General features: G+C 59.0%; 16 protein-coding genes and 1 pseudogene. 3 read left to right on the top strand and 14 right to left on the bottom strand.

What is annotated here, in order from left to right; genetic code table 11:
- Positions 1-19: 19 nt before the first annotated feature.
- The 4 genes from AC1DUP_RS28515 to AC1DUP_RS28500 all read right to left on the bottom strand — a co-directional run bounded on the left by AC1DUP_RS28515 (position 20) and on the right by AC1DUP_RS28500 (position 4,335).
- Complete coding sequence (locus AC1DUP_RS28515; RefSeq protein ID WP_113308533.1) at positions 20-1,267, bottom strand: extracellular solute-binding protein; 1,248 nt, start codon at positions 1,265-1,267, stop codon at positions 20-22.
- 145 nt (positions 1,268-1,412) lie between these two features.
- Positions 1,413-2,249, bottom strand: coding sequence for a carbohydrate ABC transporter permease (locus AC1DUP_RS28510; protein WP_113308532.1), 837 nt, complete (start codon positions 2,247-2,249; stop codon positions 1,413-1,415).
- Positions 2,246-3,166: a carbohydrate ABC transporter permease gene (locus tag AC1DUP_RS28505; RefSeq protein WP_113308531.1), complete on the bottom strand. Its 921-nt coding sequence runs from the start codon at positions 3,164-3,166 to the stop codon at positions 2,246-2,248. The genes AC1DUP_RS28510 and AC1DUP_RS28505 overlap by 4 nt, the downstream gene beginning before the upstream one ends.
- The gene (locus AC1DUP_RS28500) at positions 3,166-4,335 is read right to left on the bottom strand and encodes an ABC transporter ATP-binding protein (protein WP_113308530.1); all 1,170 of its coding nucleotides are present in this window, start codon (positions 4,333-4,335) and stop codon (positions 3,166-3,168) included. Before AC1DUP_RS28500 ends, AC1DUP_RS28505 begins: the two co-directional genes overlap by 1 nt.
- Positions 4,336-4,505: 170 nt before the next feature.
- On the opposite strand from AC1DUP_RS28500, the gene phnF reads away from it, so the two are divergent.
- The gene (phnF, locus tag AC1DUP_RS28495) at positions 4,506-5,255 is read left to right on the top strand and encodes a phosphonate metabolism transcriptional regulator PhnF (RefSeq protein WP_113308529.1); all 750 of its coding nucleotides are present in this window, start codon (positions 4,506-4,508) and stop codon (positions 5,253-5,255) included.
- On the opposite strand, the gene AC1DUP_RS28490 is transcribed toward phnF, so the two are convergent.
- The 8 genes and pseudogenes from AC1DUP_RS28490 to AC1DUP_RS28455 form a co-directional block, all read right to left on the bottom strand.
- On the bottom strand, positions 5,256-6,308 hold the full coding sequence (locus tag AC1DUP_RS28490) for a threonine aldolase family protein (RefSeq protein ID WP_477836057.1): 1,053 nt from the start codon (positions 6,306-6,308) through the stop codon (positions 5,256-5,258).
- A gap of 56 nt (positions 6,309-6,364) precedes the next feature.
- Complete coding sequence (locus AC1DUP_RS28485; RefSeq protein ID WP_477836194.1) at positions 6,365-7,003, bottom strand: FCD domain-containing protein; 639 nt, start codon at positions 7,001-7,003, stop codon at positions 6,365-6,367.
- A 270-nt stretch (positions 7,004-7,273) separates the two neighbouring features.
- Positions 7,274-7,825 (bottom strand): hypothetical protein, encoded by a 552-nt coding sequence (locus AC1DUP_RS28480; RefSeq protein ID WP_477836055.1) that lies wholly within the window; start codon positions 7,823-7,825, stop codon positions 7,274-7,276.
- Positions 7,826-8,239: 414 nt separating this feature from the next.
- Positions 8,240-9,241, bottom strand: a complete 1,002-nt coding sequence (locus AC1DUP_RS28475) for a helix-turn-helix domain-containing protein (protein WP_113308526.1) — start codon at positions 9,239-9,241, stop codon at positions 8,240-8,242.
- Positions 9,241-9,804, bottom strand: coding sequence for an isochorismatase family protein (locus tag AC1DUP_RS28470; protein ID WP_113308525.1), 564 nt, complete (start codon positions 9,802-9,804; stop codon positions 9,241-9,243). Before AC1DUP_RS28470 ends, AC1DUP_RS28475 begins: the two co-directional genes overlap by 1 nt.
- A gap of 851 nt (positions 9,805-10,655) precedes the next feature.
- Positions 10,656-11,219, bottom strand: coding sequence for a fatty acid desaturase (locus AC1DUP_RS28465; protein ID WP_477836052.1), 564 nt, complete (start codon positions 11,217-11,219; stop codon positions 10,656-10,658).
- 117 nt (positions 11,220-11,336) lie between these two features.
- Positions 11,337-11,941 (bottom strand): annotated as a pseudogene (locus AC1DUP_RS28460) (type II toxin-antitoxin system HipA family toxin); the annotation flags it as partial.
- Entirely contained in the window at positions 11,934-12,245 is a 312-nt protein-coding gene (locus AC1DUP_RS28455) for a helix-turn-helix domain-containing protein (protein WP_113308523.1), read from the bottom strand. The gene AC1DUP_RS28455 and the pseudogene AC1DUP_RS28460, both read right to left, overlap by 8 nt.
- Positions 12,246-12,699: 454 nt before the next feature.
- On the opposite strand from AC1DUP_RS28455, the gene AC1DUP_RS28450 reads away from it, so the two are divergent.
- Together AC1DUP_RS28450 and AC1DUP_RS28445 are read left to right on the top strand one after the other, a co-directional pair.
- Entirely contained in the window at positions 12,700-12,900 is a 201-nt protein-coding gene (locus tag AC1DUP_RS28450) for a type II toxin-antitoxin system VapB family antitoxin (RefSeq protein WP_113308522.1), read from the top strand.
- Complete coding sequence (locus tag AC1DUP_RS28445; protein ID WP_113308521.1) at positions 12,897-13,280, top strand: type II toxin-antitoxin system VapC family toxin; 384 nt, start codon at positions 12,897-12,899, stop codon at positions 13,278-13,280. Before AC1DUP_RS28450 ends, AC1DUP_RS28445 begins: the two co-directional genes overlap by 4 nt.
- Positions 13,281-13,419: 139 nt before the next feature.
- On the opposite strand, the gene AC1DUP_RS28440 is transcribed toward AC1DUP_RS28445, so the two are convergent.
- Together AC1DUP_RS28440 and AC1DUP_RS28435 are read right to left on the bottom strand one after the other, a co-directional pair.
- Complete coding sequence (locus AC1DUP_RS28440) at positions 13,420-13,923, bottom strand: GNAT family N-acetyltransferase (RefSeq protein ID WP_113308520.1); 504 nt, start codon at positions 13,921-13,923, stop codon at positions 13,420-13,422.
- Positions 13,920-14,219 (bottom strand): type II toxin-antitoxin system TacA family antitoxin, encoded by a 300-nt coding sequence (locus AC1DUP_RS28435; RefSeq protein ID WP_113308519.1) that lies wholly within the window; start codon positions 14,217-14,219, stop codon positions 13,920-13,922. Before AC1DUP_RS28435 ends, AC1DUP_RS28440 begins: the two co-directional genes overlap by 4 nt.
- Positions 14,220-14,676 lie beyond the last annotated feature (457 nt).

Below are 14,676 nucleotides of genomic sequence, written 5' to 3'. Positions count from 1 at the left end.
GGACGGGTCTTTGATCACCCTACTTCTGGAGTTCCTCGACCCTCGACTTCAAAGCCTGAAGCGCCGGATCGGGAGCCTTCCGCAACGTGACGACGCTCTCCATCGCATCGTTGATCTCTTTGTCGATGCGCGCGGTATTGGCGCCCGGAAAGGCATACCAGGCCGAGGCAAAGGGCACGGTATCGATCGCAGCCTGCATTTTCGGCTGCCTGGCGAGCGCGGCCTGCAGTTCCTGACTATCCTTGATGGCGTTCGCGTTGGTCGGCACATAGGACGTATTGGCGACGACATCGACCTGGCCCTTCGGCCCGACGAGGAATTTCAGGAACTGCCACGCGGCCTTTTGCCGTTCGGCATCCTTGGTCAGCATCAGGCCGGCAATGCCGGCGGCCGGGATCGTTCCCTTGGCGGGGATCGGAAACCGGGCAACGCCGAGCGTGAACTTGCCGGCGGATTCCTTCTCGAGTCTCGACAAAATGCTGCTGGCGTCGGTCATGAAGCCGATCTTTCCGGCAGCAAAGGCCTGGCGCGCCTGATCCGTGCTCATGGGCGTGGTTGCCTGACCAGCCTGACCGAACTTTTCAAGGAGCGCAAAGGCAGCCTGCCCTTCCTTGCCCGCAAATTGCGGCGCGTTGGCCTTGGCATCGGCAAGTGCGCCTCCGGCCCCGTTGACGAGCGCCTGCAACACCCAGGAATCCGGCCTGATATAGCCGCCGAGGTTGTCGCTGCGCTGCGCCTTGATCGCCTTTGCCAGGTCCAGAAGGCCGTCCCAGGTTTCAGGGAATTTCGCTTCACCGGTCGCCGCCTTCACCAGATCGGCATTATAGTAGACGACCAGAAATGAGTAGGCGACGCCGAAGCCATAGGTCTTTCCGTTGATTTGCGCGCTCGCCGTCACATTCGGGGAAATGCCGGCCTCCACGGCCTCGGCATCGGCTGCGATCAGATCGTCGAGCGGCTGCGCCAGATCCCTGGCGACGACGGTCTGAATGAAATTATAGCCCTGGAAGGTCACGTCCGGGACGTTTCCAACCAGCGACTTGCGCAGCAGATCCTGGATCATGTCTTCCTGATCGCCCGCGGGGACCTCCAGGGAGATCTTAATGTCAGGATGGGCGGCCTCGAAATCCTTCGCGAAGCTCTCGAACATCGGCTTGAAGATGGCGGGCGTCGCTGAAACCGTCAGCGTCGTGCCGGCCAGAGCATTGCAAGTCGTTGCCGCTAGTGCCAGTAGAATGGTGGATGCAAGTTTCGGTATCTGCTTCATGTCGTGATCCCTTCACGCAAGAGTTTGGTACTGAAGGCCGGAATCTGGAGGCACCCGGATTCCGGCCACGTCTTCTGCCTTGCGCGGCGCCTGACCGCGCAAGAAGAACATCAAATCGGCTACCGTCTTGCGGCAGCCTGCGGATTTACTTGAGCCCGCTGACCGTCAGCCCCTCGATGAACTGGCGCTGGGCAATGAGGAATGCGATCAGCAGGGGCGCGACAATCAAAGATGCCGCCGCCATCAGCGGCCCGTAGGAATTGCCCGCCTCCTCGCTGCGGAAGAGCATGATGCCTGCCGGCGGCGTGAGCAGCTGCTGGTCCTGTATGAAGATCAGCGGCAGGAACAGATCGTTCCAGCGGCTCACGAGCGACAGGATGCTGAAAGCGATCACGGCCGAAAGCGAGGACGGGATCATGATTCGCCATACGATCGACAGCTCGCTGAGCCCGTCCAGGCGCGCAGCATGGACGAGGTCGTCCGGGACGGCCTTGAAGAACTGCCGGAACAGGAAGATGCCGAAGGGGGAGATGACGCCAGGGAGAACGAGCGAGGCGTAGCTGTTCAAAATGCCAAGCTGGTTGAACATGATGAAGAGCGGGATGGCCAGGACCTGATGGGGGATGAGCAGCCCGACGAGGACGGCCGCAAACATGGCGCCGCGTCCGTAAAATTCGAGTTTGGCCAGGGCATAGGCAGCCGGGGCGGCGACCAGGATCTGCAGCAGCAGCACCGACAGGCAGACGAACAGTCCGTTACCCATGAATCGCAGCAGCGGAACGTCGACCAGGGCGCGCGTATAGTTCTCATAGCCATAGAAGACGGTCGGCAGCAGACTGATGCTCTGCTGGAAGGCTTCTTGCGGCGACTTGATCGACAGGCTGATCATCCAAAGGAACGGCAGGAGGATGAAGAGGCTCGTCGCAATGAGAATCGCGTGCCGGAGGATTGCGGGAGCGGGATTTGTTGGCGCGAGGATCATGAATAGTGAACCTTCTTGTCGAGGATCTTCGCCTGCAGGAGGACGATCGCCATGACGATGACAAGGAACACGACAGTCATCGCGGCGCCATAGCCGGTGCGGAAGAACTGGAAACTCTCCACGTAGAGCGTGTGCAGAAGGAGTTCGGAGGCATCTCCCGGGCCGCCCTGCGTCAGCACGGCAACGGTGTCGAAGGTCTCCAGGGCCTTCAGGGTCATTACGATCAGCAGGAACATCATGACCGGCCCCAGCATGGGTAAGGTGACGAAACGCAGGCGATCGAGCGGATGGTCGACACCATCGATCGCCGCGGCCTGGTAGAGGTCGCCGGGAATTGCCTTGAGGCCGGCCAGGAACAGAACCATGGCATAACCCAGATGCTGCCAGACGCCGATCACGCACAGGGTGGCCAGAACCAGGTTGGGGTCGTGGAGGAAGTTCAGGGGGCCGAAACCGAGACGCTGCGCCAAATGCGTCACGAGGCCAATCGTCGGATGCAGCAGTGCCTCCCAGGCGATTGCCATCGCCGCCATGGTCGCCATGACCGGCAAAAAATGGATCGCCCTGTAGAGGGCCTGGTATTCCTTCCGCGATTCGATCACCAGCGCCACGAAAAGGCCGAAACCAAGAACCGTGGGAACGACGACGAGAACGTAGACCATCGTGTTGATCAGGGAGTGGAGGAACACGTCGTCCCCCAGAAGCTCGCGAAAGTTCTGCAGCCCGACGAAGGAGAAATCTTTCGCCCCGAACTGCCAGTCCGTGACGGAGATGGCGAAGACGGCAAGCGAGGGCCCGATCAGCAGGCAGACCAGCAATATAAGTGCCGGAAGAACGAGCAAGTAGCCGGCAAGGGCATCACGGGTGAAGGGCGAGTGCGCGACGGGCCGGGCAATGGCGGGTATAACCATCGTCATCAGGCGTAGGCCTTCTTCATCTCAGCCAGCCTGGCGCCCGCCCGGATGCGTTTTCCGTCAGCGCCGAAGATCAGCACGTCGCCGAGCGAGAAAGAGAGCCGGATCTGCGCGCCGGGCCGCAACTGCCCAGCAGCGCCCGGTATGGCGCGGACTATCACGGGCGTTTTCTGATCGTCCAGCTTAGCGTGGATGAAGCTGTCGGAGCCGAGGCTCTCGACATAGGAGACGCAGGCCGGCAGGCCATCGTCGCGGTCGTCGAGCGAAAAGCGAATGGCTTCGGGTCGAAGTCCAATCGTCAGTCGCATGTCGGGGGACAGCAGCTTGGTAAAAAGGCCGGTAATCCGGGTTCCGTGAACCTGCAGGTCGAGGCGATCATCGACGATCGCCGGTAGGAGATTGATCTGCGGGCTGCCGATGAATTTGGCGACCTCGATCGTGTCGGGATCGCTGTAGATCACCTGCGGCGTGGCGAGCTGCAGGATCTCGCCATGGCGCATCACGGCCACGCGATCCGACATTGTCATCGCCTCGGCCTGATCATGGGTGACGTAGATGAAGGTCGCCCCGAGCCTGCGGTGGAGGCCGGTGATCTCTTCGCGCATCTGCACCCGGAGCTTGGCGTCGAGGTTGGAAAGCGGTTCGTCCATCAGGAAGACATGCGGATGACGCACCAGGGCGCGGCCGAGTGCGACCCGCTGTCGCTGACCTCCCGACATCTGCGAGGGTTTTCGCGCAAGCAGCGCTTCCAGCCCAAGGCTCGCCGCCACCTCGCGGACCTCGCTGTCGATCTCGGACAGCGTCCTGCGCGCTCCCGGCATCCAGCGTCCGAGCAGCGGCAGGCGCTGCCACCAGGCGAGTTTGCGCATGATGAGCGGCAGGGCAATGTTCTGCCCGGCTGTCATATAGGGATAGAGCGCGTAGGACTGGAACACCATCGCCACGTTGCGCAGTTTCGGCCTGATTTTATCGACCACGTTCCCAGCAATGGCGATCGAACCAGACGTCTGCGGCTCAAGGCCGGCAATGATCCTGAGCAGCGTCGATTTCCCGCATCCTGACGGTCCGACGAGGGTCAGAAACTCTCCGTTGCGCACATCAAGGGAGACGCCGTTCAGGACGGGCGTGGTTCCAATCGTCTTGCTGATTTCGATAGCGCTGACAGTCGCCATGAGTTCCTCACCTTCGCAATTTCAGATGCTCTCATGCCCGGCTGCCGCTTTCGGTCGAAAGGTCGTTCGCGAAGAGAGTTATATAACTCTATTATTCTATGATAGATGACTTGCGTGTGACAAAAGAATGCGGATAGCAGTGTCCGGTGGCCTAATTTTTTCATCAGCGAATCAGGGGAAAGACACTGAACCGCGTAGATCAGGATCTCTGGCGTCGCATCAGCGCGACACTCGAAGAGGATATCGGAAACGGGACCTTTGCTGTCGGAGAGAAGCTTCCGCCGAGCAATGTGCTCGCGCAACGCTTCGGGGCGCATCAGCACACCGTACTGAAGGCGATCTCGCATCTTCAGTCGGAAGGCATCGTCCGGATATCGAGGGGCCGCGGGACTTTCGTGGTCTTGCAGCCGATCGGGTTCCGGCTGGGTCGCAAGACCTGGTTCGAGCAGAACCTTCTTGAGAACAATCACATTCCAGCTCGAAAAGTCCTGGCCATCGCCCCAACACCTGCGCCCGACGAGATCGCGAGCGCACTGAATTTGGCACCGGGCGCACCATTGCTGTTCGTGACAATGCTCGGTGAAGCTGACGGCATGCCGGTTTATCTCGGGCGCCATTACTTTTCTCTCGATCGCCTGCCGGGTCTGGAATCCGTGTTTCACGATCTGGATGCGGAAGGACGCGACCAGATCGTCTTTTCCGACATACTCGGAAGAGCGGGCGTCTTCGAATTCCAACGAAAGGCCGTCAAGATCCGCGGGCGGCTTCCCGAGGCCAGTGAAATGCACCATCTACAGATCGGACGAAGCATCCCGCTTCTGGAGACCGTCATAACGCTCGTCGATGCCAATGGCCTGCCGCTGGTACATGCCTTTTCGGCCTATTGCAGCGACAGGATCGAGCTCGTCCTGGACCTTTGACTATCGCCGTTCTGCGGACGCAAGCACGGCACCGACGGCGTCTGCCGCGGCCACGACTTCCCTGTCCGAGATGCCCGCGTGCAGTACGAAACGGATCCTGCCATGCCCATAGGCGGAAGCCAGCACCTGCCTTTCTTTCAGTCCCGCAAGCGTTGATCTCGCCCATTCCTCCGACGGTCCGGTCATCATGACGATGTTGGTCTGAGGCTCGTTGACCGCCCCGATCGAGTGGATGTGCTCGGAAAGGCGCGCAGCGAGCGCGCCGGCGCGGACGTGATCGGCGGCCAGCTTTTCCTTATAGGCCCGTACGGCGGCCCGGGCGCCAGCCGCCAGCATGCCGACCGGTCTCCACCAGCCGCCGAACATCTTGCGCACCCGGGCCGCCTCCTCCATGAAGGAGCGATCTCCGAGGATGACCGCACCAACCGGCGCGCCGACGGCTTTGTTGAGATTGACAGACAGGCTGGAAGCACCCTTGACGAGTTCGGAGGGCTCCTTTGCGGTCGCGACGGCGGCGTTCCAGATACGCGCGCCGTCCACGTGCACGGGCTTGCCAACATGGCGGCAATAGGCTCCGACACCGGCCGTCCAACCGTCCGGTGCGACGGTGCCACCCGCGTGATTATGAGTGTTTTCGAGCCAGACCAAGCCGACCTGTCGGTCGATCGACGAGCGTGGCGTCGTGCCCAGTGCGTGGGTCACCATATCAACGGAAAGATGGCCCTGCCGGCCATCGACACCGCGGACGACCACGCCGTTCAGGCCGGCGGTCGATGAGGATTCGTTGATTGCGACATGCGCTTCGCGGTCGGCGACGATGACCTGTCCGGGCTGGCACCAGACACGAACCGCGATCTGATTGGCCATGGTCCCGGTCGGTACGAAGAGCGCAGCCTCGAAGCCGAACAGGTCGGCGAGTTCCTCCTCGAGCGCGCTTTGATTGATATCCTCGCCATGGGCAAAGCCGCGCGGGTCGCCCGCCGCCTCCACAATCGCCTTCAGGACGTCGGGCGACCAACCGCCGAGAATGTCGCTTCTCAAATCGATCTTCATAAAATTACCTTGTCAATGAACTTGATGAATTCATCATGGGAGCCTGGAGCCGGACCTCACAGAGAAGCGCCATGCATGCGGCGCTGGCTGGAGGCGACATGCTCGGTCATGGCCCGGCGCGCAGCCTCCGGGTCGCCAGCGCAGATAGCGGCTACAATTCTCGAATGCTCTGTCAGTGATATCTCCAGGGAATTTCCATGTTTGAGGGTCGTATTGCGGAACATCGTCAGGACCTTGACGAGGCCGTCATAGACGTCTTTGAGCTTTCGATTGCCCGAGCGATCGATGATGAACTGGTGAAATTGGAAATTGAGCTCGGCATAGTCGCCCAGCGACCGAGTGCCGGCCACCCTCTCCATCTCGGCCCGGAAGTTGACAAGGGTCTGCCGATCCTCGCCTGTCGCACGCCTTGCGAGCGCCTCGCCTGCAAGCCCCTCAAGGACGGCGCGAACGGCATAGGTTTCGTCCGCTTCCTCGATCGAGATGCGGCGTACGAAAACGCCCCTGTTTTTCTCGACCTCGATCAGCCCTTGCTCCCCGAGCGCCCGGAATGCCTCTCGCACAGGTCCGCGGCTGACGCCCAACTTCTCAGCCATCTCGACTTCGCCGAGACGCTCTCCTGGGCTCAATGCACCCTTCAGGATTAATGATTCTATCTCTGCTCGCGCGAGCGACGACAGGCTCTGTGAGCGCACCAGGGCGATCGAAACGGCAAACGAAGGGCTCGGGGAATCCACGGACGATCCTACTCCAGTCTAGATTGTTTACAATTTACAACATACCTAAGAGGCGGGTCAATTCTCGGCACAAATGCCGGGTCACTTCTCAGTGCACATCAACACCCACAGGAATTGGTGGCATAAATCATGGCTTCCTCGATCATTTTTGTTCCCTTCCGGCCGCGATCGGCGGCGATTGGCGGAAAAGTCAGGATTTTCGCGACGGTATGATTGCCAGATTGCTGCCTAAGCATAGGCTAGGCACCAGCCGGGACCGCGAATCCAGCATTCCTCAGTCGGCAGCTCATCATCAGGGTACAGCCGCGTCACCCTCTTGTGCTCCCCGCTATCGAATGCCGCCGCAAGCGCTTTTTCCGATTCCGCGTCGCGCATTCCTTCACAGGGGAAGATGGCCACCGGCGAAATCCATTGCGCGCGGAATTCCTCACCCTTGCGCGTCACGAGGAACACCGCTCCTCGAAGATGCATGTTGCTCCAATTGCTGCTGGTGAATTCTAGATCGGTTGTAAGCGGGAGGACCAGCCTTCCGCCATCATGAGCCGGTCCAGCCAGATCCCCGCCGGTCGGGTTGCTCCAGCGTTCACATAGAATCATCGGTGCATCGAAAGCTACGGAACTGCCATCTTCCTGAACCACGGAAACGTTCCTATAGGGAGTGAGATTCGCTTTCGCCCGCGCGGCAAGCTCCGGCTCGAACTCGATCGCCGTCACCTTGCCGGAATAACGTTCTCGATGCGCCGCCGGAGGCTCGTGCCGACATCGTCTTTCACCATCCATCGGCTGATTGCGGGTCGTTCTGAGACCGCCGCGGTACAATTTGTCAAGGAGCGCCTCGATTTGAGTGCCTTATACTTCGCATCAGCAACGACCCTCGGTCATGATCTCGACAGTCGACGATCTTCGGCGGTTCATTCCTCCCGACCCGCTACGTCGGCTGTTCCCCCCTCTGGAGGTTCTTGACCTTCACACCTTGAGGCCCGGCTTTACGCCCGTGGCCTCTTTTTTTGTCCATCAGGCACAGATCCCGTTGCCGCACAGCCGCTGTGCGCACTCTTTTCCAAAAGACCCCATCGGCTGGAGTTTGTTGTCTATAAATTGCGACCCGCACCGCCTGCCGCTGAAACAAACGGCGACGCGTTTTCTCAGCACAATTTCGAATTCTGTGTCTGGATCGGGGATTTGATCGAGCTTTCAACCCTTGGCAGGCGCTCGGACGTGGCCCGGTGGCGTGTCGTGAACTCGTCTCCAGGCCCGCCGAAACTGGCGAGCCGACGAAAAGCCGATGCGTTCGGCGACGTTTTCCATATCGAGTCTTGAACCGGTGATGAGTTCTCGTGCGAGCGCAATTCGCATGCGGTTCACATAGTCGGTCACGCTCATGCCGGTGTGCTCGTTGAAAAGCCGTGACAGATTGCGCGGGCTCGTCACGGCGATCTTGGCAAGCGCCTCGACGGACCAGTTCTGCGAGGGATCGGCACCGACGGCATCCTGAGCTCTGTGGATTGCCGGATGGAGGTGGTTTCGCCCTTCCAGCCACGGCGATAGCTGAGGATCACCGCCGGCCCGTCGCAGATAGATGACCAGAGTGCGTGCCACGGCAAGCGACACGGCGTGGCCGACCTCTTTTGCGACAACGGCAAGCATGAGATCGATCCCTGCAGTGACGCCTGCACTGGTCAAGCGCTCGCCGTCCTCGACATAGAGCCGGTTTTCGCGGACGCGAGCGGTCGGAGCAAGTCGGACGAGATCCTGCAGCATGGAATGGTGGGTGGTGCATTCGTGTCCCTCGAGCAGTCCCGCGCGCGCCGCAAGCAAGGCACCGGAACAGATCGTCGCAAGCCGAATACCAGGACGGACGATCCCCCGCAGCCATTCAACGATTTCCGCTTCCAGAGCCGCGTCTCCTGGAGCAGTCTCGACCGCTCGAGCGAGCGGTTCATCCACCGCACCGGAAACAACGAGAAGTGCGTCATCGGGCAGGCGTGCCGGAAGCGGGGAAATCCTGGCCAGGTCGAGACCGGTCGAGCTTCGCACCTCAGCGGCAGGTCCGATGTAGGTCGGCTCGAACCCTATCGATTCCTGTTCGAGATTGGCTCTGCGCAAGACTTCCATCGGACCTGCGATATCGAGCAGGAGCGCCCGCGGCGGCACGACCACAAAAACCGGGATAATGCGCCGGGGGCTTTCCCCCATTATGCGGCCGCCCGTGCTGCAATCTCGTTGAGCACCTGCTCCACGGTAACGATACGGGCAAAACGATCGGCCAGGACCAATTCCGTGCGCGCCTTGATCTCGGCGGCACTCCACTCGCGGCCGGATGTATCGGTCATTGGAAAGGTCAGTGTCGCCTCGCCGACATAGTCGACCTCATAACCGAGGTCGGAGGCGTGCCTGGTCGTCGTCTCGCAGCACTGCTCTGTGCGAATGCCGGAGATGATAGCGCGCCGGATGTGGTTTTCAGTCAGCCAGACGTCCAGGCCGCTGCCAACGAGCGCGCTGTGGCGGCGCTTGCGAAACACCGCATCCGCCTCGATCCGAAGCGGCGTCAACGGACGGACGAAACCCGAGCCTTCAGAGAAAACGCCTGACTCCTCGACGTGAAATATCTGGACGACCGGAAGACCGGCCATTTTTGCGCCATCGATCAACGCCTGCTGAGACGCGAGGTAAGTCCCGATCTCATCTTCGCGAAAATAGGGTCGATGACGGAAGGATTCCTGGGCATCGATGACGAGGAGTGCGGTATCTGCGGACATGTGATTATCTCCAAGGATTAGCGTGAAGACAGTCTACCGACAACACCATACTGCGAAATGCCGATTGCGGACAGATAGCGGACAAATCGCGCCAAGCCGAAGACCGAACACCGGAGTTCCCCATTTGTCGAAGACACTCACACAGATTTGCTGCGCAATCACATCATCGGGCGTCCCGACATGACCGGCATCCGATGCGGAAGCGTCCGTCGGAAGAAACGGATGCCGCCGATGATTCTGTCCTGTCCGTTGGATTCGCAAAGCAGGTCCGCATCGGCCGGCGGCCTAAACATCGATCTTGTAACCGAGGTCAATGTCGCTCGCCGCTTTCCCATGAAGCCCCAGTCTGAGGCCGGCGCTTCGACGAGGATGGTTTTGACATCGGAGCGGGAATACCAAGGGGAGAGAGCTCCCTCGCCAAGCCAGCGTGGAGCCGCCGTTCGGCGTCGTCCGTACGGCCGGAAAAGAAGGTTACCTCCACCACCATATAGGGGAACTTTTCCCCGGCGGGGTAATAGTGGAGTCGTCATCGTACTCAAACAAACGCACACACCGGTCGTCACTTGGCAGTTTCAAAGCGTCCGATAACGCACGTTGCACGGCTTCGATAAGTTCGAGCTTGCGCTCCCCCTATCCATCCACGCCGTGTCTCGATCCGAGTCGAAGGCATCAAAATCTCCAGTCCAGCACGTGATGCGGGATGATCGGCATGGCGTTCTTTTCGCAATTCATCGCCAAGCAGCGCTCGCCCCGCTCCAAGGTTCGATTAATGATACGCCGCGACGCTGGTTCATCGATTGGCGATCGGGACACGTGTGCTCTCAGTCGTTCCTGGCAAGCGCTGCGTTCCGTTATGCCCCGGTCAGCTGCGTCTCTCCCGTCGTGACAACGCCTTCATCGTGCGATCGAGCGAGAGGTTCTGAAAAAGCGTGACGTGGATGGCGTGGATCATCATGTGATGTCAGAAATAAGCGACGGGCGACATCGATATAGCCATCATAGACGAGACCACCATTGATCGAGACAAGCAGGTTCCGGTGCCGGCGGTAGAGACGCGGAATCCGATACAATGGCATGCTGGGTCTCTGCTGATGGAGGACATGCAGGTTGTTGTAGAGGACCAGCAGACCGAACAGCGGGCTGTTTTCAACGATGGCCGTACGTTCGTGGTGATGATTGGCAAAACGGTGTTCGGCATAGGAGCGCAGCCTGCTGAGGGACGCGCCGCCGTAGACGAATCCCAGCAGATAAAGCCAAATCGGGATTTGGCAAATTGCGCCAATCCAATAAAGAACGACCGCCATGCCGACGAAATGCCATGCCCATAGTATCGCACGATGCCTGTCTCCGCCCGTGACCCTGACGAACTCCTCCCCCGCAAAGTTTAGGATCATGACGAGGGGGCCAAGGGTCAACCGCCGGCTAGGACGAGTCTTATGCCCGTTCGAACAGACGATGCCCTTAAGCTAGTCCGCGCACGTGCCGAGGATTGGTATCATCAACTTCACATGAGCATCGATCCGCTCAAGAACCATGCCGATCGCTTCAGCCAGAGCGAGATTGGCATATTCATTTTCCGAGACGCCGGGAAACAACGTCGACGGAAACTTGGCAATATAGGCCCCCTGCTCATCGCCAAGCGGTATGGTCAGGCCCCCGCCCTTCCCCGTGTTCTTTATGACGGAAAGTTTCATCTGCACACCGGCCAGTGAAAAGCGGGCCCTTAGTTTGAGAGGTGACGGATCGTCGACGCGAGCAACCGTTCCTTCGCTTGGATAACGCGGACAGCACCCGGCAGATCCGACCCGAGTGCAACCAGCAGATCAAAGTCGTTTCCGGCGCGAACACTGCCAGCGTGGTGCTTTTCCATCGCCTCGCGCAACTTGTCCTCGGGAAGAAGATTGGCAAAGAACGCCGGCAACGCTCTAGCAACAGGCTCGGGGTCTTTGCGCAGACCGCCGGTGGCGGCGCGGAAAGAAAGGCTGAGCACCGGAAAGCCGCCCGTTGCGCGATAGCTATCCTCGAAGCTGAACGCGTTGAAGTCGCCGGGCGTTCTGACGATCGTGCCGACCTTCAGGTCATTCAGCAGCACTTCAAGAGACGGTATGGATCTTGGATCGACAGGAGCCTCAGGCATTTGCATCACCGTCGGCGCTGACCACGAACGCAGGAATGTCGTCGTCATCATCATGCGGCCGCAGCAAGGCGTCGACCCCCGGCACCATAGCCTGCGGAATCAGCATCAGTTCAAGACCGAGCGCCCGGGAAATGTTGATCAAGGTTGTTGTGCGAGCTGCGGCGCTTCCAGCCTCGATCTCGCGATAGCGAGGACGCGATATGCCTGCCAATTCGGCAACCTGCTCTTGAGTGAGTCCCAAGTTTTTACGTGCCGTCTTCAACAGCCGGCCGATCGCAAGCAAAGCCTCTGACTCAGCAATCATTTGATCTCTAAACCTATCATTGCGCTTCAAATGTTACGTTTTCGGAGAATTTGATCTGTTTGCATGCCTTTTCTGAACGAGTTTTGCACAGCGCGGCGCCGTACGCGACCGCCGTCCCCTCCTTTTACGCCTCGGTCTGCATCTTGGCCTTCATCAGAAGAACCTGGCCACATGTCCCCAGTTTACGGAAGGTTCAAGACGGATCGGGTTGGCGTTATAGGCAGGGTCACCAAGAGGAACTCCAAGCACATTTAATTCCACGGTACGAGTTCTCAGTAGACCTTGATTATGAGCGCGGACGATCGCGTTGAGCATGCTGGTCAGATCGGGTGATCTCGATTGACAGGTGGCCGCTTGGTTTTTGTCATGACGCCGGAAATATCGACGGGGAACTAGGCGTAGATATTATCACCAAATGGTGCTATTTGAAGCATCAGGACAAGGATAAGAAACGATGCGGTCGACTATCAATCTCGACGATACTCTCATGGAAAGGGCCAGAGCCCTTACCGGCACAAAAGAAACCGCTGCTCTCGTGCGCCAGGCGTTGGAGACGCTTGTCCGAGTAGAGTCCGGAAAACGTCTCATCGCGCTCGGCGGAACTATGCCCGATGCAGAGGCGGCTCCACGTCGCCGGAGCGCAGCGGCCAAGTGATACTGGCAGACACTTCTATATGGATCGATCATTTCCGCCATGTTGATGCGGAGCTTCGGACGATCATTGAGGACGATCGTTTACTCTGCCATCCGGCTGTGGTTGGCGAACTGGCGCTTGGCAGCCTTCGCGATCGCGAGCGCGTGATAACGTTTCTGGAAGCCCAGCGCCAAGCGTTCGTCGCAACGCATGACGAAGTGATGACAATGATGGATCGTCACGGCATTTTCAGTATGGGCATCGGCTATACAGATGTCCACTTGCTCGCCTCGATACTGCTTGATCGGCGAGCGGCGTTATGGACCAGGGACAAGCGTCTGCAGGCGGCAGCCAAAAAAGCTGGCGCTTCATTGCATAAGCCGGCCAATGCTCGCAACTAAACACAAAATAGTCCTGCCGAGTTTTCGGATTTTTTCGATCTCTCGCCTTGATGGGAGCCGAACCGACACGGCATGACTTCAACACTGGTTTCAGCAAGTTAGAAACGGCTGTAAATGCGCTGAGCTCAATGTCGACAAACTACGGTTGGGAGTTCAATGCGCTGTTGAGATCATTCAGCCCGACCATCAGCATCATGGGATCAGATGGCGAAGGCAGAAAGCCGACCGCCTCATAGAAGGCTCGGGCATCATCGGAAATCGCATGCACAAGCAGGCCGCGGATGCCGAGGATATCAGCGGCATTGAGCAAGCGTAAGCCTGCGTCGCGCACCAATGCTCTGCCGATCCCGCGCCCCTGATAGGACTGATCAATGGCGAGACGACCAAGCACGGCAACCGGAATTGGATCGGGCATGTTGCGCCGAAAACGGCCTGGCGCTTCCGGCTGTTTCACTGCCCCGGAAGCGAGTGAGTAATAGGCGATGACGCGATTTTCTTCACACACGACAAAGGTGCGCGATGCGCCACCTGCCTGATTGGCGCGGGCGCGGCGACGCAGCCAGTCGTCCAATTCAGGGACACTGGAATTGAATTCTGACAGCTCGTGATGATCCGCCAGTGGGATGGGTACGCTGAGAGTCACGCCTCATCCCACGGCGCTTTGGTGGACATCGTGCGTTTCAGACGCTCATTGGGCTGCGTGGGTGCATCCAGTCGGGCAAGGTATTCGGCATAGATTTCGGGGCTAACCGTGAATATGGTACGATCAAGCAGCACCTCCTCGGCACGGCGCTCTGAAGCCTCCAGCATGAAATCCGTGCGCGTCTTGCCGAGCAATTCAGCGGCGCGGTCGATCAAGTTGCGGGTCGCAGGCTTGATACGCATATTCAGCGGCACGCTGGCGTCCGGGCTTTTACTTGTATGCGAGGTGGTGGGCATAGAAATCTCCTGTCTCCACCAACCATATAGCGTAACGACATCATCTTTACAAGCACTGTAAAGATGATGTCGTTACAAGTTTCGCGTCGTACTGTTTCGCTACCTTAATTTCATTGCCGGTCTTGAACCGACGTGGACCTTTGACCCGTTATTAGCGGATCGGCTGTTTCCCGGAAATTTACACCTCGATGCCTGTCGATCGGCACATAATCGGAGATAGGCTAGCGCCAGATCGGCAGTGGTACGCTCCAATTTCACTTCCAGATTGCACTTTTGTCATGACTTCGCTAAAAGGTTTTGGTGATAATTATCGGGCGAGCCGTTACGATGGATACGATTCCCACCGAAGGCTTTGATGTGGCTTTGACACTGACCGACACCCTTGATCATCTGCCGGCCAGCAAGCGGCGCGAACTTGCCCTCGTGCTGGAAATCATCTTTGCCGAGGTCGAGCAGT

The organism is Rhizobium sp. 01L419, assembly GCF_056400025.1.
Note: the sequence above shows the minus strand (reverse complement) of the source record. Positions and strands in the feature narration are given on the sequence as shown.